The 23,769-nt window shown below is 43.5% G+C and carries 24 protein-coding genes; 14 read left to right on the top strand and 10 right to left on the bottom strand.

Features of this window, described 5'->3' with window-relative positions; genetic code table 11:
- Positions 1-416: 416 nt before the first annotated feature.
- The 5 genes from leuA (at position 417) to AB4180_RS17585 (ending at position 6,277) form a co-directional block, all read left to right on the top strand.
- A complete protein-coding gene (gene leuA / locus AB4180_RS17565) occupies positions 417-1,964 on the top strand; it encodes a 2-isopropylmalate synthase (RefSeq protein ID WP_009847816.1) in 1,548 nt (515 codons plus the stop codon).
- A gap of 97 nt (positions 1,965-2,061) precedes the next feature.
- Entirely contained in the window at positions 2,062-3,153 is a 1,092-nt protein-coding gene (gene leuB / locus AB4180_RS17570) for a 3-isopropylmalate dehydrogenase (RefSeq protein WP_017061390.1), read from the top strand.
- A gap of 117 nt (positions 3,154-3,270) precedes the next feature.
- Positions 3,271-4,683, top strand: coding sequence for a 3-isopropylmalate dehydratase large subunit (gene leuC, locus AB4180_RS17575; RefSeq protein ID WP_102250507.1), 1,413 nt, complete (start codon positions 3,271-3,273; stop codon positions 4,681-4,683).
- A gap of 14 nt (positions 4,684-4,697) precedes the next feature.
- Complete coding sequence (leuD, locus tag AB4180_RS17580; protein ID WP_017100437.1) at positions 4,698-5,300, top strand: 3-isopropylmalate dehydratase small subunit; 603 nt, start codon at positions 4,698-4,700, stop codon at positions 5,298-5,300.
- 194 nt (positions 5,301-5,494) lie between these two features.
- Positions 5,495-6,277 carry a DUF547 domain-containing protein gene (locus tag AB4180_RS17585; RefSeq protein WP_102250506.1) on the top strand — a complete coding sequence of 261 codons (783 nt, stop codon included), beginning with the start codon at positions 5,495-5,497 and terminating at the stop codon, positions 6,275-6,277.
- 100 nt (positions 6,278-6,377) lie between these two features.
- Here AB4180_RS17585 and AB4180_RS17590 read toward each other — a convergent pair whose 3' ends face one another.
- Together AB4180_RS17590 and djlA are read right to left on the bottom strand one after the other, a co-directional pair.
- Positions 6,378-6,923, bottom strand: a complete 546-nt coding sequence (locus AB4180_RS17590) for a DUF924 family protein (protein WP_017100839.1) — start codon at positions 6,921-6,923, stop codon at positions 6,378-6,380.
- A 58-nt stretch (positions 6,924-6,981) separates the two neighbouring features.
- Positions 6,982-7,836, bottom strand: a complete 855-nt coding sequence (gene djlA / locus AB4180_RS17595) for a co-chaperone DjlA (RefSeq protein WP_102250505.1) — start codon at positions 7,834-7,836, stop codon at positions 6,982-6,984.
- 149 nt (positions 7,837-7,985) lie between these two features.
- On the opposite strand from djlA, the gene lptD reads away from it, so the two are divergent.
- From lptD to AB4180_RS17625, 6 genes are all read left to right on the top strand, one after another.
- On the top strand, positions 7,986-10,373 hold the full coding sequence (gene lptD, locus AB4180_RS17600) for an LPS assembly protein LptD (RefSeq protein WP_017100841.1): 2,388 nt from the start codon (positions 7,986-7,988) through the stop codon (positions 10,371-10,373).
- Positions 10,374-10,416: 43 nt separating this feature from the next.
- Complete coding sequence (surA, locus tag AB4180_RS17605; RefSeq protein ID WP_102250504.1) at positions 10,417-11,712, top strand: peptidylprolyl isomerase SurA; 1,296 nt, start codon at positions 10,417-10,419, stop codon at positions 11,710-11,712.
- Positions 11,702-12,691, top strand: coding sequence for a 4-hydroxythreonine-4-phosphate dehydrogenase PdxA (pdxA, locus tag AB4180_RS17610; RefSeq protein WP_198592280.1), 990 nt, complete (start codon positions 11,702-11,704; stop codon positions 12,689-12,691). The genes surA and pdxA overlap by 11 nt, the downstream gene beginning before the upstream one ends.
- A complete protein-coding gene (rsmA, locus tag AB4180_RS17615) occupies positions 12,688-13,503 on the top strand; it encodes a 16S rRNA (adenine(1518)-N(6)/adenine(1519)-N(6))-dimethyltransferase RsmA (RefSeq protein ID WP_009847826.1) in 816 nt (271 codons plus the stop codon). The genes pdxA and rsmA overlap by 4 nt, the downstream gene beginning before the upstream one ends.
- 81 nt (positions 13,504-13,584) lie before the next feature.
- Positions 13,585-13,965, top strand: a complete 381-nt coding sequence (gene apaG, locus AB4180_RS17620; RefSeq protein WP_009847827.1) for a Co2+/Mg2+ efflux protein ApaG — start codon at positions 13,585-13,587, stop codon at positions 13,963-13,965.
- A gap of 31 nt (positions 13,966-13,996) precedes the next feature.
- The gene (locus tag AB4180_RS17625; RefSeq protein WP_102250502.1) at positions 13,997-14,800 is read left to right on the top strand and encodes a symmetrical bis(5'-nucleosyl)-tetraphosphatase; all 804 of its coding nucleotides are present in this window, start codon (positions 13,997-13,999) and stop codon (positions 14,798-14,800) included.
- 78 nt (positions 14,801-14,878) lie between these two features.
- Here AB4180_RS17625 and folA read toward each other — a convergent pair whose 3' ends face one another.
- From folA to rplU, 6 genes are all read right to left on the bottom strand, one after another.
- Positions 14,879-15,358 carry a type 3 dihydrofolate reductase gene (folA, locus tag AB4180_RS17630; RefSeq protein WP_102250501.1) on the bottom strand — a complete coding sequence of 160 codons (480 nt, stop codon included), beginning with the start codon at positions 15,356-15,358 and terminating at the stop codon, positions 14,879-14,881.
- A gap of 40 nt (positions 15,359-15,398) precedes the next feature.
- On the bottom strand, positions 15,399-15,872 hold the full coding sequence (locus AB4180_RS17635) for a threonine/serine exporter family protein (protein ID WP_009847830.1): 474 nt from the start codon (positions 15,870-15,872) through the stop codon (positions 15,399-15,401).
- A complete protein-coding gene (locus tag AB4180_RS17640) occupies positions 15,872-16,639 on the bottom strand; it encodes a threonine/serine exporter ThrE family protein (protein WP_004735903.1) in 768 nt (255 codons plus the stop codon). Before AB4180_RS17640 ends, AB4180_RS17635 begins: the two co-directional genes overlap by 1 nt.
- 169 nt (positions 16,640-16,808) lie before the next feature.
- On the bottom strand, positions 16,809-17,981 hold the full coding sequence (gene cgtA, locus AB4180_RS17645; protein ID WP_009847831.1) for an Obg family GTPase CgtA: 1,173 nt from the start codon (positions 17,979-17,981) through the stop codon (positions 16,809-16,811).
- 321 nt (positions 17,982-18,302) lie between these two features.
- Complete coding sequence (rpmA, locus tag AB4180_RS17650) at positions 18,303-18,560, bottom strand: 50S ribosomal protein L27 (RefSeq protein WP_004735905.1); 258 nt, start codon at positions 18,558-18,560, stop codon at positions 18,303-18,305.
- A gap of 19 nt (positions 18,561-18,579) precedes the next feature.
- Positions 18,580-18,891 carry a 50S ribosomal protein L21 gene (rplU, locus tag AB4180_RS17655; protein ID WP_004740823.1) on the bottom strand — a complete coding sequence of 104 codons (312 nt, stop codon included), beginning with the start codon at positions 18,889-18,891 and terminating at the stop codon, positions 18,580-18,582.
- Between the two features lie 268 nt (positions 18,892-19,159).
- Here rplU and ispB point away from each other — a divergent pair, with 268 nt between their 5' ends.
- Complete coding sequence (ispB, locus tag AB4180_RS17660) at positions 19,160-20,131, top strand: octaprenyl diphosphate synthase (protein ID WP_102250500.1); 972 nt, start codon at positions 19,160-19,162, stop codon at positions 20,129-20,131.
- A gap of 88 nt (positions 20,132-20,219) precedes the next feature.
- Here ispB and AB4180_RS17665 read toward each other — a convergent pair whose 3' ends face one another.
- Together AB4180_RS17665 and mdh are read right to left on the bottom strand one after the other, a co-directional pair.
- A complete protein-coding gene (locus AB4180_RS17665) occupies positions 20,220-20,411 on the bottom strand; it encodes a hypothetical protein (protein WP_009847833.1) in 192 nt (63 codons plus the stop codon).
- Positions 20,412-20,540: 129 nt separating this feature from the next.
- Entirely contained in the window at positions 20,541-21,476 is a 936-nt protein-coding gene (mdh, locus tag AB4180_RS17670; protein ID WP_009847834.1) for a malate dehydrogenase, read from the bottom strand.
- A gap of 332 nt (positions 21,477-21,808) precedes the next feature.
- Here mdh and argR point away from each other — a divergent pair, with 332 nt between their 5' ends.
- Complete coding sequence (argR, locus tag AB4180_RS17675; RefSeq protein WP_004735909.1) at positions 21,809-22,279, top strand: transcriptional regulator ArgR; 471 nt, start codon at positions 21,809-21,811, stop codon at positions 22,277-22,279.
- 343 nt (positions 22,280-22,622) lie between these two features.
- Complete coding sequence (locus tag AB4180_RS17680) at positions 22,623-23,591, top strand: TAXI family TRAP transporter solute-binding subunit (protein WP_009847835.1); 969 nt, start codon at positions 22,623-22,625, stop codon at positions 23,589-23,591.
- Positions 23,592-23,769: the final 178 nt, after the last annotated feature.

Consider the following 23,769-nt stretch of genomic DNA (forward strand, 5'->3'; position numbering starts at 1 on the left):
TTACTACAAAGTTTTAACCTACACATCAGCCAAACGATAAACTAACCCGCCAATACAAAACCACCATTCAGGTGATATCGCTAACACTTAAACAAAAAACAGCACAAACAAAACCAAAACACTGCCAATGCACGCTGATATTGGATTTTCTTGTTTGACGCTCAGAATAAATTACGGTAAATATGGTGTTAACAGTTTATTTACGGATATTTGTGTAATGATTTTTTCTTCTTCTCTACTGCTGAAACTTCTCCTTATCGTGAACCAATCGCGCGGGTAAGTTGTGGGTCAAGAACTACACAAATATTAAAACCCGCACTGAGCGGGTTTTTTTGTAACTGGCACTTTTAAAAGAACATCATTCTTAATAATAATTTGGATAGCAATCGATTCATTATCGATATAAGGAAGCACCCATGAACGATCAAGTAATAATTTTTGATACTACCTTACGTGACGGCGAGCAAGCATTGGCTGCAAGCCTTACGGTAAAAGAGAAGTTACAGATCGCGTATGCTCTTGAGAGACTGGGTGTAGATGTTATCGAAGCTGGCTTCCCTATTTCTTCTCCGGGTGATTTTGAGTCAGTACAAACCATCGCTAAACACATCAAAGACAGCCGTATTTGTGCGCTTTCTCGTGCCGTAGCGAAAGATATCGATGCCGCTGCCGAAGCGCTTAAAGTTGCTGACCAGTTCCGTATTCATACCTTCATCTCAACATCAACGGTTCACGTACAAGACAAATTACGCCGCAGCTACGATGACGTAGTAGAGATGGCAGTGAAAGCAGTCAAGCACGCTCGTAACTATACCGATGATGTTGAATTCTCTTGTGAAGATGCCGGCCGTACCCCTATCGACAACCTATGTCGCATGGTTGAAGCCGCGATTAACGCAGGCGCGAAAACCATCAACATTCCAGACACAGTGGGCTACACAGTACCAAATGAGTTTGGTGGCATTATCAAGACGCTATTCGATCGCGTACCCAACATCGACCAAGCGATCATCTCTGTTCACTGTCACGATGACTTAGGTATGTCGGTTGCAAACTCAATTGCTGCTGTGCAAGCGGGCGCTCGTCAAATTGAAGGCACAATCAATGGTATTGGCGAACGTGCTGGTAACTGTTCTCTAGAAGAAATCGCAATGATCATCAAAACTCGTCAAGAGCTTTTGGGTGTTCATACTGGTTTGGATCACAAGGAGATCCACCGTACCAGTAAGTTGGTAAGTCAGCTTTGCCACATGCCAATTCAAGACAACAAAGCAATCGTCGGTGCTAACGCATTCAGCCACTCTTCAGGTATTCACCAAGATGGCATGCTAAAGAACAAGAACACTTACGAGATCATGACGCCTGAGTCTATTGGCTTGAAAAACAAAGCCTTGAACCTAACAAGCCGTAGTGGCCGAGCCGCTGTTAAGAGCCACATGGACGCTATGGGTTATAAAGATAATGAGTACAACCTAGATTCATTGTACGAAGACTTCTTGAAGCTTGCTGACCGTAAAGGCCAAGTGTTCGATTATGACCTAGAAGCATTGATGCACTTCGCGAATCTACGTGATGAAGATGACTTCTATAAACTTAACTACCTAAGCGTACAATCTGGTAGTGTTATGTCTACCACCAGCATCAAACTGCAATGTGGTGATGAAGAGAAATGCGAAGCCGCTGTCGGCAATGGCCCTGTTGATGCTTTATACCAATGTATCTACCGCTTAACAGGCTACGAAATAGCGTTGGATAAGTTCGACCTAACTGCAAAAGGTGAAGGCGAAGATGGCTTAGGTCAAGCGGACATCATTGCTAACTATAAAGGCCGTAAGTACCACGGTACTGGCGTTTCAACCGATATCGTTGAAGCTTCTGGTCAAGCGTTGCTACACGTTATCAATAGCATTCAACGCGCAGACACTATTGCTGAAATGAAGCAGCAAAAATTCGCGACAGTTTAAGACCCCAATAACAGAGCCCTAGAGCCGATGTTGTTGGCTTTAGGGACAAAATTTAAAACGAGCCAAAAAGCTCAGTAACAAGAATTAAAGGATTAACATGACAGATAAATCATACAAGATTGCCGTACTACCTGGTGATGGCATTGGCCCAGAAGTAATGCAGCAAGCACATAAAGTGCTAGACGCGATTGAAAAGAAGCACGCGATTAGCTTTTCTCGCGAAGAGTATGATGTTGGTGGTATCGCAATTGATAATCACGGCTGTCCACTTCCAGAAGCGACAGTAACGGGCTGTGAAGAATCTGACGCAGTACTATTTGGCTCGGTTGGCGGACCTAAGTGGGAACATCTCCCACCAAACGATCAACCAGAGCGTGGTGCCCTACTTCCTCTACGTAAACACTTCCAACTGTTCTGTAACCTACGTCCTGCACAAATCCACAAAGGTCTAGAGTCTTTCTCTCCTTTGCGTGCTGACATCTCAGGTAACGGCTTCGATATCGTTGTAGTTCGTGAACTAACAGGCGGCATCTACTTCGGCCAACCTAAAGGTCGTGAAGGCGAAGGCGCAACTGAGAAAGCTTTTGATACAGAGGTTTATCACCGTTACGAGATCGAACGTATTGCAAAGATTGCGTTTGAATCTGCACGTCTACGTAACAAAAACGTTTACTCAATCGACAAAGCAAACGTTCTGCAGAGCTCTATCTTATGGCGTGAAGTGGTTGAAGAGATCGCAAAAGATTACCCAGATGTCACGCTAAACCACATGTACATCGACAACGCGACCATGCAGCTAATCAAAGACCCATCTCAGTTTGACGTAATGCTATGTTCAAACATCTTTGGTGACATCATCTCTGATGAGTGCGCAATGATCACAGGCTCCATGGGTATGCTTCCTTCTGCAAGCTTAAACGAAAGCAACTTCGGCCTATACGAACCAGCAGGTGGCAGCGCACCAGATATCGCAGGTAAGAACATTGCGAACCCAGTCGCGCAAATTCTTTCTGCAGCGCTAATGCTTCGTTACAGCCTAGGCGAAGAAGCGGCAGCACAAGACATCGAAGCAGCGGTTTCTAAAGCACTTTCTGCAGGCGAGCTAACGGCAGATCTTGCTGGCAAAAACCAAGCGCTAACTACCTCTGAAATGGGTGACAAGATCGCTGAGTACATCTTAGCTTCATAAGCTAAATGCTCCGATTAGAAGCAAGTACATAAGAATAATATCAAGCCAAGTCATCGTAAACCGCATGACTTGGCTCGAAACAAACACTGGGACTGATGCTCCCAAGGAAGAAAAGCTATGTCGACAAACCAGCAAGCAAAAACCTTATACGAAAAAGTTTATGACGCTCACGTTGCGGTTGCAGCGAAGGGCGAAACGCCAATTCTTTATATCGATCGCCACTTAGTCCACGAAGTAACGTCGCCACAAGCCTTTGATGGCCTGCGTGAAAAAGGCCGTAAAGTTCGCCAAGTAGGCAAAACTTTTGCGACCATGGATCACAACGTATCGACGCAAACTAAAGACATCAACGCTTCTGGCGAGATGGCTCGTATCCAAATGGAAACGCTATCGAAGAACTGTGAAGAGTTTGGTGTCACCCTTTACGACCTAAACCACAAATACCAAGGTATTGTGCACGTAATGGGCCCTGAGCTAGGTATTACGCTACCGGGCATGACCATCGTATGTGGTGACTCACACACGGCTACACACGGTGCATTTGGTTCTCTTGCATTCGGTATCGGTACTTCTGAAGTTGAGCACGTTCTAGCAACGCAAACGCTAAAACAAGCTCGTGCTAAAACCATGAAGATCGAAGTAAAAGGCAAGGTTGCTGCGGGCATCACGGCAAAAGACATCGTACTAGCGATCATCGGTAAAACAACGGCTGCTGGCGGTACAGGCTACGTGGTTGAATTCTGTGGTGAGGCAATTACCGACCTTACGATGGAAGGTCGTATGACGGTATGTAACATGGCAATCGAGCTTGGCGCTAAAGCAGGCTTAATCGCCCCTGATGCAACGACATACGAGTACATCAAAGGTCGTAAGTTCTCTCCACAAGGCGAAGGCTTAGAAGCAGCAATTGAATACTGGAACACATTGAAAACCGATGCTGATGCAGAGTTCGATGCTGTTGTAACGCTAGAAGCGGCTGACATCAAACCACAAGTCACTTGGGGTACTAACCCAGGTCAGGTGATCTCAGTAGACACACCAATCCCTGCACCAGAAAGCTTCGCAGACCCTGTTGAAAAAGCATCGGCTGAAAAAGCGCTAGCTTACATGGGACTTGAAGCGGGTAAATCTTTATCTGATTACAACGTCGATAAAGTGTTTGTTGGTTCTTGTACTAACTCTCGTATCGAAGACATGCGCGCAGCAGCAGCGGTAGCGAAAGGCCGCCAAGTAGCGGAACATGTTCAAGCATTGATCGTTCCAGGCTCTGAGCAAGTTAAAGCACAAGCTGAAGCTGAAGGCTTAGATGTAATCTTTAAAGAAGCCGGCTTTGAATGGCGCCTACCAGGATGCTCTATGTGCCTTGCAATGAACAACGACCGTTTAGGTCCACAAGAGCGCTGTGCTTCTACATCAAACCGTAACTTTGAAGGTCGCCAAGGCCGTGATGGTCGTACGCACCTAGTTAGTCCAGCAATGGCAGCCGCAGCGGCAATCGCTGGTCACTTTGTCGATATTCGTGAACTTTAATTAGAGGATTTAACATGTCAGGTTTTCAACAACACACCGGATTAGTCGTTCCTCTAGATACGGCCAACATCGATACTGATGCGATCATTCCAAAGCAGTTTCTACAGAAAGTGAACCGTATTGGCTTTGGTAAGCACTTGTTCCACGACTGGCGCTTCCTTGATGATGCAGGCCAGCAACCAAACCCTGAGTTTGTAATGAATGCACCACGCTATAAAGGCGCTTCAATTCTACTGGCTCGTGAAAACTTTGGTTGTGGTTCATCTCGTGAACATGCACCTTGGGCGCTTGCCGATTACGGTATTCAAGTGATGATCGCGCCAAGCTTTGCAGATATTTTCTACGGTAACTCGATCAACAACCAAATGGTTCCTGTTCGTCTTACTGATCAAGAAGTTGATGAGATTTTCCAATTCGTTGAAGCGAATGAAGGTGCTGAGATCCACGTTGATTTAGAAGCAATGACAGTCAATGCTAATGGAAAAGAGTACTCATTTGAAATTGATGAGTTCCGTCGTCACTGTTTGCTGAATGGTCTAGATAACATCGGCCTAACGCTTCAACACGCAGATAAGATTTCAGAGTTTGAAGCTAAGATTCCTAGCTTCCTGAAATAGCATCACACAGTTTTGTGTTCATATAAAAGGTTGGCCTAGCGCCAACCTTTTTTATTTGGTTCAATCTTTTATTTAACTCAACGTCTTTATTAAACTCAACCCTTTATTTAGATAAGTTCCGCTATTTAACTTAAGAGCCATGAAAGAAAATCGTAAAGCATAAGGTCTTAGTAGTCAGTCATCAGGAGAATGCCATGAAACAACTACTTTTTATTGTCAGCCTACTTTTCTCAACGTTAGCTTGGTCTGCACCTAAATCCGAGCTTTGGCCATACTGGAATCAAAGCGACGAAACCAATCTAGAACAGGTATCTCACCAAGATTGGCAGCAATTTCTCGATAACTACTTAGTTCAACAAGGGCAAAATACCCTAGTTCGCTATAAAGCAGTGAACACTGCCGATAAGACAAAACTCAATCAATACATCAAGCAACTCGAACAGGTTAATCCGCTCGACTATTCAAAAGCGGAGCAGTATGCCTATTGGGTTAATCTATATAACGCCGTGACTGTCGATTTGATTCTTGATGCCTACCCGATCAAATCCATCACTAAACTTGGCGGACTATTTAGTTTTGGGCCGTGGGGAGATGATGTGGTAATCGTTAACGGAAAATCACTGACACTCAACGATATTGAACACCGAATCCTAAGACCGATTTGGCAAGATCCGCGCACACATTACGCGGTGAATTGCGCAAGTTTAGGTTGCCCTAACTTACAGCCTGAAGCTTTTACCTCTGACAACACTGGAGCCTTGTTAGAACAAGCTGCTAGTAATTTTGTAAATAGTGATAAGGGCGTGTTAATTGAAAACAATAAACTACAACTATCATCGATTTACGAATGGTTTGCTGTGGATTTTGGTACAGAGAAACAGCTCATTCAGCACTTAGACCAATATCGAACTCAACCTATCACGAATACTCACAAATTCAGCTATGACTATGATTGGTCACTTAACAAAGCGAACTAGTTTTAACATTAAAGCTCATGAATGAAGCTAAACAAAAAGAGGCTAGAGGTTTTTATTAACCTCTAGCCTCTTTTTTATCTATTGAACCGTATTTCTACGATTAAAAGCTTGAGCCCGGTTGCTGTAAAAACCCAACCTCTTCGGGAGTCGAAGCTCTACCTAACACCTCATTACGGTGAGGGTAGCGACCAAAACGCTCAATAATGACCTTATGCTTAAACTCAAAATCCAAGTTATTCTCTAAGCCTGTCTGAGAAAAAAGCATCACAGCCTGTTCATGCATCAGCAAAGACTCACTGTGCATATAAGGCATATACAGGAAGCTTTTTTGTTGCTCGTTAAGCTGGTGATCAAAACCACCCGCTACCGCCTCTTGGGCTAGAGCCAACGCCATTGGGTCAGCCGAAAAAGCTGTAGGACTGTTTCTGCCAAGATTTCTAGAAAACTGATCAAGCACGATAATCTCTGCCAAGCGCCCTTGTGCGTTTTGTCGCCATTCAAATAGCTCACCTTGGATAACTGCTTTGTGCAGTTCAGCAAAACGAGATTCTATTAAAGCATCAATTTCTTCGCCGCCAGCAAACCAGTCTTTTGGCGTCAATTCATCGAACCAAAACTCTAGAACATCCTGATACGTTACCGTCATATAATTCCCTTTAATAAAAAACCGAATCATTTAATAGTATGACTCGGTCTATGTTCGATTACTTAAAACCTTTTACTTTCTTTATCAGATCATAAGCATTCTGAATTTCTTGCGATTTTTCTTTCGCGACATTCATCATTTCTGGTGGCAAACCCTTCGCCATCAGTTTATCTGGGTGATGCTCATTCATCAGCTTGCGGTAAGCTTTCTTCACCTCTTTACCGTCGGCACTTTCACTCACACCGAGAACTTTAAACGCATCGGTCAGTTGGTTTTGTTGCGAAGCCTGTTGCCAACCCGATGATTGCCCATGCCCTTGATGGCCACCAAAGCTTCCACCCTGCTGTTGAAAACGGAATGCAGCTTCTTGCATCTGTAAACGGCGTTCTAGTTGTTCTGCAGAAAAGCCAAGACCTTGCGCTATCTTATGCAGAACTTGGCGCTCACTAGGATGCAAGCTGCCATCAGCAAATGCTGCGGATACCTGTAGCTCTAAAAAGAACTGCAGAAGATCAAAACGGCCGCCCGATGAGATCTTCACACGCTCAAGCACATCGCTTAACGGGAAGTCACTTTCTTTGCCATCACGAAACGCATCTTGCGCCGCTTTACGTTGCTCGCCATGCAGGTTCATACGCTCCATCATTGTAGAAGCGAGCTGAATCTCTTCTGGGGTTACCTGTCCCTTGGCTTTAGCAACATGTCCCATAACCGCAAAAGCCGCTTTAAAGAACTCGTTTTGCCTTTCAGCTTGGCTTGGACCTCGTCCAAAACCAGAGCTATTGAAGCCCGATTGGTTCAATCGGCGAGCTTTATCGAATTGGTGCCCTAAAAATAGGCCAAAAACTAAACCGAGCGGCCCCCCAAATAAAAAACCAAAAAAAGCGCCCAAAATTTTGCCAAATATTTGCATTATGTGTTCTCTATCTATGAATTTTGTCTGAGTAATGCTGTCTGATGATGCTGAATGCTAATATTTCCTTTATCATAAGGAAAATGCTTTATTAATTGGATTGATACTAGATCAACCCTTCATCTAGTGACACAGGATAGTTCAACTTCATGCAATCTTTTTCCCGCACCTTGTTAGCCGCGTCTATAAGTACGGCATTATACGTATCGACAACTCAAGCTGAAACAATCACAGATAGTAGTGTGCAGGAAATGCCCTCTATAGATCAATGCTTGATCGAGCCCGCTGCAGAAAACGAGACACAACTTCCCGCTCATGTTGAGTCCGATCGCTTAGAGGCTATCAATGGTGACAAGGCAATCTACTCAGGTGATGTAAGAGTTACGCAAGGAAACAAAACCATCCTTGCCGACAATGTAACGCTTCACCAACAAGAAAATATCGTTGTAGCTGAAGGCAACGTAAACTTTAGCGATGGTCAAATTAAATCTATCTCAGACAGAGCGACCAATAATCTGACTACCGATGAAATGACGCTCGAAAATACCGATTATGAGTTCCTCTGTGAGCAAGGGCGAGGAGATGCGGTTTACATAGCAAAAACCGGAAAAGCGGTTTATGAGATTGAAGATGGCTCAATCACCTCTTGCCCTATCGGCGACAATGCATGGCGACTAAGAGCGTCAAGTATCGATGTTGACCAAAATGAAGAAGAGGCTACGTTCTACAACCCAAGGTTTGAAATTCAGAGCGTTCCTGTTTTTTATCTGCCGTACTTAACCGTTCCGATTGGTGATACGCGTAAAACAGGCTTCTTATATCCAACGGTATCATATGGCTCAAGTGATGGCTTTGAATTTGAGATCCCTGTTTATTGGAACTTGGCACCAGAGTATGACCTGAAAACCACTTTTAAGCACATGAAAGAACGTGGTACTCAGCTTAACAGTGAATTTAGATATTTAAGCGATTTTGGTTCCGGGATGATTAAGTCTGAATACTTGCCTGATGACAAAAAATACCCAGAGAAAGGCAAACGTTGGGGGGCTCAACTTTATCACTCAGGAATATTCCAAGAATCTTGGTTGTTTGAAATTGATTACTCAAAAGTTGGCGATCTCGAGTACTTCACAGATGTCAACGGCAGCGGCATTGGTAACCGTGAAGATGGCCAGCTGCTTCAAGAAGGGCAGGCTACATACCGTTCTCAAAATTGGGATGCGTCTGTACTTGTGCGAGATTTTCAGGTCCTCACAAATACGACAAACAACCTTCCATACCGCCTGCTCCCACAGCTTGAATACAACTATTATGCCCCGGAGGTAATGGAGTATTTAGATTTCGATTTGATCAGTCATGTGTCTCTGTTTGATACAGATGCTAAAGGCAAACCATCAGCAACTCGTATCCACGTTGAGCCGGGAATTACCATCCCTGTAGGTAATACTTGGGGTACTTGGACCACTGAAGCCCGACTGCTTGGGACTTACTACCAACAAAATCTTGATGGTGTAGATACAACTAGTGAATTTATCAATAACGACCCAAATAAAAAAAATCCATATTATGGGCTGAAAGATAAAGTTTCTCGAGTTATCCCTGAGTTTAGAAGCCATGCAGGTATCGTTTTAGAAAGAGATACTAAGGTTATTGGCAACTACACTCAAACTTTAGAACCCCAAGTTCAATACCTGTACGTACCAAAAGAAGATCAAGACAACATCGGCCTTTACGATACGACACTTCTGCAGACTGATTACTATGGTCTCTTTAGAAGCCGCAAATACAGTGGTGTAGACCATATTGCTGCAGCTAACCAAGTCAGTTATGGTGCATCATCTCGTTTCTTTGATGATGAGTATAAAGAGCGACTCAATGTGTCTTTTGGACAGATCTTTTATATCGACAAAGATACGAAACAGAATTTACAGCTCGATCCTAAAAATAAGAACTCGAACTACTCATCTTGGGCGGTAGAGGTCGATTTTAATTACGACGACTACCTATTTTATCATGGTGGTATGCAGTACGACATCGACACCACAGCAATGCAACTAGCCAATAGCACCATTGAGTACCGTTTTTCTGGTGGTTATATCCAAACCAACTACCGTTACGTCACCAAAGAATATATAAAACAAAATGTTGAAGACACCATTAACAATATCGGTTCGATTACTAAAGATGGTATATCTCAAGCAGGATTACTTGGAGCTTACCAGATTTCGCGTAAATGGAATGCCAGCGCTCAGTATTTCTATGATTTAACAACTGAAGAAAACCTTGAATGGTTGGCCAAACTCAATTACAAGTCTGATTGTTGGTATATCGGCTTCACCTACAGTAATCAATTGCGTAGATGGGAAGGCGATTATGTGACTAATCCTAACGCAACCCCAGTATATGAGAAAAACTTTGGCTTTAACTTCGGTATTGTTGGCTTTGGTACCAATATAGGCTCTGATTCAAGCGAAGTAAGTGAAACAAGCTCAAATAACGCACTTAGCTACGGTCGCCCATTCTTCTTAAACAACTAATTTTCTTTATTGATAACACATCGGTAAATATAAAGGATTACACATGACATTGTGGAAACGCACATTAATAGCTATCGCAGCAGCTTGCACTGTTTCAACGAGCTACGCAGCACCAGTTGAACTCGATAGCGTAAAAGTAATCGTCAACGAGGGCGTGATCTTACAAAGTGACATTGATACTTCAATGAAAACACTGCGCGCAAACGCGAAGAAAAGCGGACAAACATTACCATCACAAGATGTATTGAATGAGCAAGTTCTAGAAAAACTGATCATCGATACAATTCAGACCCAAGAAGCGGAACGTATTGGGGTTCGAATTGATGATGCTCGACTGGATCAAGCGATTGAAGGCATTGCCAAAGATAACAACCAAACAGTACAACAACTTACCGCATCGGTTGCGGAAGAAGGCCTTAGCTACAACGCATTTCGTGAGCAAGTGAGAAAAGAGATTGCTGCAAGTGAAGCTCGTAATGCCTTGGTTCGCCGTCGTATTAATATCCTTCCTGCAGAAGTCGACAACCTAGCGGACATCTTAGCGCAAGAAACCAATGCGACGGTTCAATACAAAATTGGCCACATCCAACTTCGATTCAATGATGACCAAACCAAAGAAGAATTAGAAGCACAAGCGACAGATTTAGTGGAAGAGCTAAACAACGGCAAAGACTTTAGCACCATGGCATATACATACTCTAAAGGCCCTAAAGCGTTGCAAGGTGGTGATTGGGGTTGGATGCGTAAAGAAGAGATGCCTACGATTTTTGCAGACCAAATCAAAATGCAGAATAAAGGCAGCATCATCGGTCCTTTCCGAAGTGGTGTTGGCTTCCATATTCTAAAAATTGAAGACGTAAAAGGTTTGGAAACCGTTGCAGTTACCGAAGTTAATGCACGTCATATTTTGATTAAGCCAACGGTTATCTTGAGTGATGACGGTGCGAAAGAGCAGCTTGAAGAAATCACTCGTCGTGTAAACGCAGGTGAAGCGAGCTTTGGTGATCTTGCACAGCAATACAGCCAAGATCCAGGTTCAGCAGTACAAGATGGTGAGTTAGGCTACCAAACTCCAGATTTATACGTTCCTGAGTTCAAACACCAAGTAGAAACGCTACCTGAAGGTAAGATCAGTGCGCCATTCAAAACCGTGCACGGTTGGCACATTGTTGAAGTACTAGACCGTCGCGAAGTCGACCGTACCGATTCAGCATTGAAAAACAAAGCTTATCAAATTCTATTTAACCGTAAGTTCAACGAAGAAGTCGGTGCTTGGCTGCAAGAAGTAAGAGCTAGCGCCTTTGTTGAAGTGGTCGAGGATGACCAAGATGACAACTAAACGCCTTGTCATTACAGCAGGTGAACCGGCGGGAATTGGGCCAGATTTAACTCTCGCATTATCCCAAGAAAGCTGGCCACATCAGCTCGTGGTTTGTGCGGATAAAAGCCTATTAGCAGAGCGAGCTGAAATGTTAGGGATTGAGGTTGAGCTGTTGGATTACGACTCAACCGCGCCCAAGCAACCTCAACGCTCTGGAACATTGGTTGTGAAACACGTTCCACTAGCTGAAGTCGCCGTTGCAGGCCAACTCAACGAGGCTAACGGTCATTACGTATTAAATACTTTAGAAACCGCAGCAATTGGCTGTATGAATGATGAATTTGATGCTATTGTCACCGGCCCTGTTCACAAGGGTGTAATTAACCGAGCTGGCGTTGCTTTTAGTGGCCATACCGAGTTCTTTGCAGAGAAATCCAATACTCCACTTGTCGTGATGATGTTGGCAACAGAAGGGCTGCGTGTTGCTCTAGTAACAACGCACATCCCGCTAGCTTATGTATCTCAAGCAGTGACCGAAGACAGATTAGAGCAAATCATTGCTATTCTGCATAAAGACTTGGTTGAAAAATTTGCTATTGAGAAACCAACTATCTACGTGTGTGGTTTGAATCCACATGCTGGTGAAGATGGTTGTTTGGGTCGTGAAGAGATAGAAACTATCACCCCTACGCTAGAAAAAATTCGCCAGAAAGATGGTATTAATTTAGTTGGCCCATTGCCAGCAGACACCATCTTTAATGAAAAATATTTGCAAGATGCAGATGCTGTTTTAGGTATGTATCACGACCAAGTACTCCCGGTATTGAAATACAAAGGGTTTGGTCGCTCAGTGAACATCACGCTTGGCTTACCGTTTATTCGCACATCAGTCGATCACGGTACCGCCTTAGACTTGGCAGGGAAAGGCCAAGCCGATACAGGGAGCTTTAGAACAGCGCTCACGCACGCCATTGAATTAGTAGAGAAAAAACAATGAGAAATGATGTCCACTTAGGGCACAAAGCGCGTAAACGTTTTGGTCAAAACTTCCTTAACGACCCATACATTATTGATGGAATCGTATCGAGTATTAACCCACTACCAGGCCAGAACTTAGTAGAAATCGGCCCCGGTCTTGGTGCGATTACTGAGCCTGTTGGCAAGCTTGTCGACAAGTTCACAGTAATTGAACTGGATAGAGATCTTGCTGAACGTCTGCGTAATCACCCTGATCTTGCTGAAAAGTTAACGATCTATGAAGGCGATGCAATGAAGTTCGATTTCGAACAACTTGTTAAGCCAAACAACAAGCTACGTATCTTCGGTAACTTGCCATACAACATCTCTACACCATTGATGTTCCACCTTTTTGAGTTCCATAAAGACGTGCAAGACATGCACTTTATGCTTCAAAAAGAAGTCGTTAACCGATTAGCAGCGGGTCCTGGTACTAAAGCTTACGGTCGTCTAACGGTTATGGCTCAATATTACTGTAAAGTCACTCCTGTGTTAGAAGTGCCACCAACAGCATTTGTTCCGCCACCGAAAGTAGACTCTGCAGTCGTTCGCCTTCAGCCTTATGAAGTACTGCCATACCCGGCAAAAGATCTTAAGTGGTTAGATCGCGTATGTCGCGAAGGCTTTAACCAGCGTCGTAAAACAGTACGTAACTGCTACAAGAGCCTAATCGACAAGGAAGTGCTTGAAGAGCTAGGTGTAAACCCTGGCATGCGCCCTGAGAACCTGACGCTCGAACAGTTTGTCGATATGGCGAACTGGTTGCACGACAGTCACAACGCTGACAAATAATCGAAAAAGGCTCCTACACTTCGGTGAGGAGCCTATTTTTTATGTAATACTTAAAGCATACCAACAACAAAAGGTGCGAATATGGATATATCTACGCCTTGTATCAAATGCCAAGTTCATTCTAAATATATTGAAGAACAATCTGAGCCATCTAAGAATCGCTACGTTTTCGCTTACATCATTACCATCAAAAATCTAAGTAAAACAACGGTACAACTTATGTCTCGCCGCTGGCTGATTACCGATTCCAACGGTAAACAACTCACCATAGAAGGTGATGGCGTGGTTGGACAGCAACCTGTGATTGAAGCCAATGACGAATACACATACACCAGTGGCACCGTTATCGAAACCCCAGTGGGAGTCATGCAGGGACACTATGTAATGACCGATCATAAAGGCATTGATTTCATAACAGAAGTCGACCCATTTAGACTGGCTATCCCCAATATCCTTAACTAGTACGCATCTCTACCACTTACAGGAAAATACTGTGTCGAATTATATTGTCGGAGACATTCAAGGATGCTTCGACGAGCTTCAGTTACTGCTTGAAACCATCAACTTTGATAAACAACAAGATACTTTATGGGTCGCCGGAGACTTAGTTGCTCGTGGCCCTAAATCCTTAGAGACGTTACGTTTTGTTCGTAACCTTGACAGTTCAGCGAAGGTGGTATTGGGTAACCATGATTTACATCTACTTGCTGTATCCTTAGGCCTCTTTTCAGCCAAACCAAAAGACAAGACTCAACCAATTCTTGATACAGAAGACCGTGACCAATTGCTGGAATGGTTAAGACAACAACCCTTGATGCAAGAACACCCAGAGTTTGTCATGACACATGCAGGCATCTCACCTCAATGGGACTTAGAACAAGCACGTACAGAGAGTCGAGAGATAACGTCATTACTGAAATCGGACCGTTGGCAGTGGCTTATTGAGAACATGTACAGCAACACGCCAGATCTTTGGAGCAACGAGTTACAAGGCATCGAACGTTATCGCTATGCGATCAATAGCCTGACAAGAATGCGCTTCTGCTTTGAAGATGGCCGACTCGACATGGCGTGCAAACTACCGCCCAATGAAATTACCGATGAACCACTAGTGCCATGGTTTGACCTTCCGCAACGCATTACGCTTGATAAAACCGTTGTTTTTGGACACTGGGCTGCGCTTGAAGGGTATAACGGAAAAGATGTAATTGGACTTGATACTGGATGCGTCTGGGGAGGAGAATTGACGATACTTCGCTGGGAAGACAAACAGTTTTTTACCCAAAAAGCGCTATAAAAACAGAGATACGAGAAGCTTGCGCTACTGTTGGAGTAACGCAAGTATTTTTCAGAGCCTAACTCTTAATAACCACAGTTAACGCTCGAGAACCACAAACTCCATGTTGTGTTTATTTTTCTCATCGGCTTGATAGGCCTCGCGAAAGCTTAACTTCCAATCTTCACCCCAATCAGGGAATTGCGTGTCGCCATCCACATCAAAATCAATATAAGTCAGATAGAGCTTGTTCGCTTTAGGCAGACAGCTTTCATAAATCGAACCGCCACCGATGATCATCACTTCATCAACATCACTAACCAGCTCTAGTGCTTTTTCAACCGAAGTTACCGTCGTGACGCCTCCGATTTCTAAACTCTCGTCGCGGCTGATTACAACGTTCAGCCTCCCCGGTAAAGGACGTCCAATTGAATCGTAAGTCTTACGTCCCATCACGACAGGTTTACCCATAGTTGAACGTTTAAACCATGCGAAATCTGCAGGTAAATGCCAAGGCATCTGATTGTCTTTACCAATTACACGGTTGTTCGCCATTGCCGCTATCATGCTGATGATCATAAATCGAAAGTCCTGTCCTTACTTGAAAATGAAGTTGAAGCTAGACGATAGGTCTACGACGGTAGAATAACAGCCCAGGCACTGCTAAGCCAACCGCAAGCCCTGCGATAATGAACATCGATTTCAAAAAGTTCTCCATCAACAATGCCAATAGTTCTGGGTTGTATCCTGCTCGGTTAATCTCAACCATGGCAATCATCGCCTTAAAGGCAAACACGCCAGGGACCATCGGAATCAAGGCTGCAACCGTAAATACTTTCGGGTGTGCTAACAATTTATGCGACCAATGCACCCCTATCATACCGACCAATGTAGCAGCAAAGAACGTCGCCCATTCAATGGGAATGCCGAAATGCATCATTAAGTAACGGCTACCGTGGCCAATGGATCCTCCGAGAGCACAATAGATCAACGCTCGTTGCGGGACGTTAAACACCAATGCAAAACCAACCGCAGGAATCGCAGCAAAAAACATGTCGTTGAGTAACCCAACAAAAAGTTCAAAAATAGTCATTAGTTCACCCACCCCCATACGTCAGATAGGCTCATCGCTGCGACAATACCTAAGCTTGTAGCCAACGTTAATAAACTGGCCATGGTGAAGCGTGCGAGACCCATATTAATGTGGCCTTTAAGCATATCTGCTACGGAGTTAATCAAAGGAAAACCGGGCACTAGCATCAATACTGACGAAGCCATCACGATAGTGGGTTGACCACCAATATTGTAGAGCACTGCCTGAGCTGAAATGGTGGTGGTGACAAAAGCGGTAATAGCGAAATTTAATAACGGATTGAAATGGCGATGACCAATCTCTTGTCTCACGATCATACCGCAAGCCGAAGCTATAAACGTCATCATAAAGACATGCCAATCTCCGCCAGCAAGACGGCTAAAAGAAGCACACGATAGCCCTATCATTACGACAACTAACCAACGGTTGTAGCGTTCGGGACTGATCCCTTGGATCTTCTTATAAGCTAAATCATAATCAAGAATCCCTTTCTCCATCATGATACACACGCGTTGAATCTCGGTGATAACCTGCATGTTAATGCCACGATCAGCACAGCTTCGAGTAGTCGTTATGCAATGGTCATCCATTACTGTTGTCACGACCAACGCATTGGCTGACAGTGCAACTTCAACCTCATTCACCCCACAAGCAATACCGATGCGCCGCATAATGTCACCGACCAATGTGCTCTCGGCGCCATGAGCTAATAACATTTGTCCTGACTGAGCGACTAACCTTGAAATCGCTCTTTGCTTTGATGCCATGATTTCCTTCCCATAGGCGTTAATTATCTAAAGACAAATTTTGCATAAAAAACAGCAAGACGTCATGATTTAGATACAAAAAAACCGCAATTTTCATTGCGGTTTAATAAAACTATCAGCGTATCTTAGAAAAAGCGACCAAAGTGCTTATAAGAAACTACGAGGATTATTAATCACGAACATAGATAACATGACCGTCATCTTCTTCGTCATCCCAATCATCCCAGTCGTCGTCATCTTCAGTAACGACATTCTTACCGGCCATCGCATCTTTATGGTAGTCATCCCACATAAAGTTAACTTTTTCTTCTTCTTCAATTGCTTCAACTTCACGAGGTAGGTTCTCCATGAACTCACCCAGTTTAAAGCAAAGATCTTTGGTACCGATCTTGTTTACAGCAGAGATCTTGAAGTACTCGCCTTCCCAACCTAAAGCTTCGACGATTTCTTGAATCTTTTCGTCAGCTTCTTCTTCAGGCATTAGGTCAACTTTATTGAACACTAACCAACGAGGTTTCTGTGCAACTTTCTCACTGTATTGCTCAAGTTCATCGATAATCGTCAGTGCATTCTGAATAGGATCAGAACCATCGATCGGCAAAATATCGATCATATGCAGAAGAACGCGACAACGCTCAAGGTGCTTCAAGAATCGAATACCAAGACCAGCGCCATCAGCTGCGCCTTCAATCAAGCCAGGGATATCGGCAACGACGAAACTCTTCTCAGGGACAACACTTACCACACCTAAGCTAGGAATTAGCGTCGTAAACGGGTAATCAGCCACTTTTGGTTTTGCAGCAGATACTGAGCGAATAAACGTAGATTTACCAGCGTTTGGCAAGCCAAGCATACCAACATCCGCGAGCAAAAGAAGCTCTAAACGTAGTTCGCGAACTTCACCTTTAGTACCCATTGTCTTTTGACGAGGCGCGCGGTTAACAGACGACTTAAAACGCGTGTTACCAAGACCGTGCCAACCACCTTTACCAACCATAACTTTCTTGCCATGCTCAGCAACTTCAGCAACGATTTCATTAGTGTGGATATCAACAGCTCGAGTACCTACAGGTACTTTCATTGTCATATCTTTACCACGTTTACCAGTACAGTTACCACCGCGGCCATTTTCGCCACGCTCAGCATTGTAAAAACGTTGGAAACGGTAATCGATCAGTGTGTTTAAGTTTTCATCCGCTTGAATGTAAACATCACCACCATCACCGCCATCACCGCCGTCAGGACCACCTTTAGCGACGAATTTTTCGCGCCAAAAGCTTACTGTACCATTACCGCCATCACCGGCTTCTATTTTTACTGATGCTTCATCAACGAATTTCATTTTTTAACTCCGCACTTACGTTGCGTTACCACTCATCAAGGAGTGATATAAATTCTAGCAGATCCGTGTTTAGATCGATCACCTAAGATCTAGATCGATCTGCAACCAAGGAACAAATAAGGAGAGGTTCTTTACTTTCTGTTTCTTAAAAACAAACGGCTTCTTAAAACTAAACTGTTTATGAAAAACCAAACTGCTTCTCAAACTAAAGCCAGAGCGTCTACTTTTTTATTCTCGCTATAAATAAAAAACCCTGCCGAATCGGCAGGGCTTTTGAATTCAGCTTGAAAGCTAGTATAAATAATCTAATAAAAGATTAAATTACTCAGCTTCGATGCTTACAAACTTACGGTTTTTAGGACCTTTTACTGCAAATTTCACTTTACCTTCAGTAAGAGCGAAAAGAGTATGGTCTTTACCGATGCCAACGTTTGTGCCAGCGTGGAACTTAGTACCACGTTGACGAACGATGATGTTACCTGCAAGAACAGATTCACCACCAAAACGCTTAACACCAAGACGTTTGCTTTCTGAATCGCGGCCGTTATTAGTAGAACCGCCAGCTTTTTTATGTGCCATTGTTAAACTCTCCTAATACTTAAGCGTTAATGCCAGTGATTTTCACTTCTGTGAACCACTGACGGTGACCAGCTTGCTTACGCGAATGCTTACGACGACGGAACTTAACGATTTTTACTTTATCGCCACGACCGTGTTGTACTACTTCTGCAGTAACCTTGCCACCTTCAACAAGAGGTGCACCAACAGCGATTTCTTCGCCGTTAGCAACAAGAAGAACTTTATCAAATTCTACAGTTGCACCAGTTTCAACGTCTAATTTCTCTAAACGAAGTGTTTGACCTTCGCTTACTCGGTGTTGTTTGCCACCAGATTGGAAAACAGCGTACATATTTTACTCCGCTTTTTCCGCACAGCCTATGGTTGTTAAATCTACAACTCGGGTGTGCGCTAAACTAATCAATAGGGCGCAGATTCTACGGGAATCATGCCGCTATGACAAGCCATATTTTTAAAATATTGGCGAAAACATGTTCGCCAAAGAAAAGTGCGGCAATGATGCCTTTAAGTGATGTATTAATCAACGTTTTTTAGTGTATTATTCAACAATTAAATACAACGTATAAGCCTTACAGGGTCTAACTTCAGCCGGATGAACAATGGATTTTAAAGCTATCCAAACGCTTACTGCCAATGATATGGCAAGAGTGAATGAAACAATTCAAGCCCAACTTAATTCTGACGTAAGTTTAATCAACCAGCTTGGTTTTTATATCGTTAGCGGTGGTGGCAAACGCATACGCCCTTTGCTTGCTCTTTTATCAGCTCGTGCACTTGGTTACCAAGGTGAAGCTCACATCACCTCAGCCGCTTTTATCGAGTTTATTCACACAGCGACCCTTCTCCATGATGATGTCGTCGATGAGTCGGACATGAGACGCGGCAAAGCGACAGCCAATGCAGCTTTTGGTAATGCAGCTAGCGTTTTGGTTGGTGATTTTATTTACACCCGCTCATTCCAGATGATGACGACGCTTGGATCTTTAAGGATCCTTGAGCTAATGAGCGAATCAGTAAATGTGATTGCCGAGGGTGAAGTTCAACAATTGATGAACTGTAACAACCCAGACACCACAGAAGAAAGCTACATGCAGGTGATCTATTCAAAGACCGCTCGTTTGTTTGAAGCCGCAACCCAAATCGGCGCAATTCTTACAGAGTCTTCACCTGAGATCGAAACTGCGATGCAAAACTACGGTAAGTACCTAGGAACAGCATTCCAGCTTATTGATGATGTGATGGACTACACCGCTGATGGTAAAGAGATGGGTAAAAATGTTGGTGATGACCTAGCAGAAGGCAAACCGACGTTACCATTGCTTTACGCTATGCATAATGGCTCGCCAGACCAAGCGAGCATGATTCGTGAAGCGATTGAAAAAGCCAATGGTATGGAACGTCTCGACGACATCATGTCTGTCATGAAAGAGACAGGCTCGTTAGAGTACACGACCAATAAAGCCTATGAAGAAGCTGATAAAGCTATTGCTGAGCTTTCTATTCTTCCTGAGTCAGAATACAAGCAGGCTTTAACTACGCTAGCTCATCTTGCAGTAAAACGTAGCAAGTAAATAGAAGCTAAGTAGTAAATAGACAGCTATATAATAAAAAAGAGCCTGTTGGCTCTTTTTTTGATCCTGCTAGATAATACACTGGATCTCAATAGCGACTCGATTCTAACGATAGAGGTAGTTGCGCTTCGATCTCTTCAAGTTCTTCCAACGGAACTGCATATTGCTTATGACTATTGTAAGACTCAAATAACGCGAACTGCTCTTGCTCATCGATAACCAATATCTTGCCCAAGCGACCTAGATAGTTAACATTCATCCCTTTTTGTACTCTAGTCATCGTTCAATACCCTAATTCTTCGTGGTTAGAAAAAGATTACGAGTGGATTGAATACAAGGATCAAAAAAGCCGATCGCAATGATCGGCTTTCGTTAACTGTCGTTTTAGCAGAGTTCAGTTATCTATCGCTTATTTAGCGAATTCAACACCAATCTCAATATCGCCATTTAGCGTTTCTAGCATGCTGTCTAGTGCATTGCGTTCGAAGTCGCTCAGTTCACCGTAGCTAAGAATCGCTTCAGCGCCTTCTTTGCCAAGTTTAACTGGTTGTGCGAAGAATGGTGCGTGCTCTCCTTCACCTTCAACGTAGGCACACTCAATCACGTTCTCTTCGCCTTGAAGTGCTTTCACTAGAGCAAGACCGAAGCGACAAGCCGCTTGCCCCATAGATAGGGTCGCACTACCGCCACCCGCTTTAGCTTCTACTACTTCAGTACCTGCGTTTTGGATGCGAGTTGTTAGCGCTGCGATTTCTTCGTCAGTAAACTCAACACCTTCAACTTGAGAAAGCAGAGGAAGGATCGTTACACCTGAGTGACCACCGATAACAGGAACACGAATGTCGCCTGGATCTTTATCTTTCAGCTCAGCAACGAACGTTTCAGAACGAATGACATCAAGAGTAGTAATACCGAATAAACGACGCTTGTCGTAAACACCTGCTTTCTTAAGTACTTCAGCAGCGATTGGCACTGTTGTATTTACTGGGTTAGTAATGATACCAACACAAGCAGTAGGACAAGTAACGGCAATTTTTTCAGCTAGAGACTTAACAATGCCAGCGTTCACATTGAAAAGATCCGCACGATCCATACCAGGTTTACGAGCAACACCCGCAGAAATAAGCACAACATCCGCACCTTCAAGTGCTGGAGTTGGATCTTCACCCGCGTAACCTTTGATCGAAACAGGCGTTGGGATATGGCTAAGATCGGCAGCAACCCCCGGGGTTACCGGAGCGATGTCGTAAAGTGCAAGATCTGAACCAGCAGGCAGGCGGTTCTTTAGTAGTAGGGCTAGGGCTTGACCGATGCCACCAGCGGCACCAATAACAGCTACTTTCATTGTTATTCTCCTTGAGAGCTTTCTCTTATAGATTCTTTGTAGGGTAATTCTTGAGCTAAATTTAAGTTAAAAAACTATATTAATCACAAAGTGATTACAATCAATTAACGCTAGCTTTGCGACTTCGCGCAAGTCAATAAAACCGTGCTACACAGCAAGTTCGCATTATGGCGATAATCATTTGAAATGACAAAACAACTCGTCTTAAATAACACATTATCCTATTAAATTTTTACAGTGATATGACTAACAAATTACCGTGATATTTTGGCGAGAACTGAATATGTATGCGAGAATATGCAAACATCTTTGTTAATGAATAAGAATGACATATGCGCAATACAGAAAAACAAGACAACTTAGTTCGAGCTTTTAAATCACTACTAAAAGAAGAACGTTTTGGTTCGCAAGGCGAGATTGTCGATGCCCTGAAGCATGAAGGCTTTGAAAGTATCAACCAATCTAAAGTTTCGCGTATGTTAACTAAGTTTGGCGCCGTGCGAACACGCAATGCAAAAATGGAGATGGTTTACTGTCTTCCTGCTGAACTTGGTGTTCCGACGGTTTCGAGCTCTTTAAGAGAGTTAGTGTTAGATATTGACCACAACAATGCATTGGTTGTGATACACACTGGCCCTGGTGCCGCGCAGCTTATTGCTCGCTTATTAGATTCATTAGGTAAGTCAGAAGGCATACTGGGGGTAGTTGCTGGAGATGATACTATCTTCATTACTCCAACCTTATCAGTTACCACTAAGCAACTGTTCGATTCTGTATGCGAACTGTTTGAATACGCAGGATAATTGCTCACAGTTTCATAACTATCAGCCATTACTATTGGATCACAAACACCTATTTAGTTCGTGATCCAAATCACATCCTAAGATATCTATCCCGCCTCTCCCAAAAATCACTAACTCATTGATTTTAAAAAACTCAATAGCAAATCAAACACGAGATCCAACCGTCATTTGTTAGATTTTTTCGCTATATCTTTTAACATTTGAGTAATTTTCTGCCAATTTTTGATATTATTCAGCCACTTTTTCATCACATGGATTGAAAAAGGTGCCGTTTCCAAATAGGAAACTCCAGAAACGACTACACTTGTTTCAGGGTTAATAATGAATAAAGGAAGGGAAATTCATGGCATTTACCAAACTGATTAAAGTTGGGGCTATTGCAGCTGCTGTAATGGGCGCTGGCGCAGTTAACGCTCAAGAGTTCATCACAATTGGTACTGGTTCAGTAACGGGTGTTTATTACCCGACTGGTGGTGCGATTTGTAAGCTAGTGAACAAAGGCCGTAAAGACCACAACATTCGTTGTTCTGTCGAGTCTACTGGCGGTTCAATCTACAACGTTAATACCATCCGTGCTGGTGAACTAGATTTCGGTGTTGTTCAATCGGACTGGCAATACCACGGCTACAACGGTACAAGTAAGTTCAAAGACCAAGGCGAATACAAGAAACTTCGTGCGATGTTCTCTCTACATACAGAACCGTTCAACATCATCGCTCGCACCGATGCAGGTATTAACAATGTTTCAGACCTAGCAGGTAAGCGTGTCAACATTGGTAACCCTGGTTCTGGCGACCGTGCAACGATGGGTGTTGTAATGGACTCTATGGGCTGGACTAACGATAGCTTCAAGCTTGCTTCTGAACTGAAAGGTTCTGAGCGTTCACAAGCACTTTGTGATAACAAGATTGATGCATTCATCTACATGGTTGGTCACCCGAACGGATCAATTAAAGAAGCGACAACGTCTTGTGATGCAAAACTGGTTTCTGCAACAGGTCCACAGATCGACAAGATCGTAGCTGAAAACCCATATTACGCATACAGCACAGTACCTGCTGGTATGTACCGCGGTACAGATGCTGACGTAAATAGCTTCGGTGTTGCTGCTACTATGGTAACAACTTCAGACGTTTCGGATGAAGTAGCATACAACGTTGCTAAAGCAGTATTTGAAAACTTCGCAACATTCAAACGTCTGCACCCAGCATTTGCTAACCTGAAAAAAGAAGACATGGTTAAAGCGGGTATCTCTATCCCTCTTCACCCAGGTGCAGCAAAATACTACAAAGAAGTAGGCCTTCTAAAGTAACTCTACTTTAAGCCTACTAAACCAATAAGGAGGCCAGTCCTCCTTATTGGCTTTTCACGTTTTATAAAAATAATTTAAGTGAAAAGAACAACCCTTTAAGTTTCTCCAATTTGGAGGACTTACCTTCGTATCAAGCCTAAGACAAAGACGAACAAAGAACGCATTTCTCTATCCATTC

Source organism: Vibrio sp. 10N.286.49.C3, assembly GCF_041469545.1.
GTDB lineage: Bacteria > Pseudomonadota > Gammaproteobacteria > Enterobacterales > Vibrionaceae > Vibrio > Vibrio tasmaniensis_A.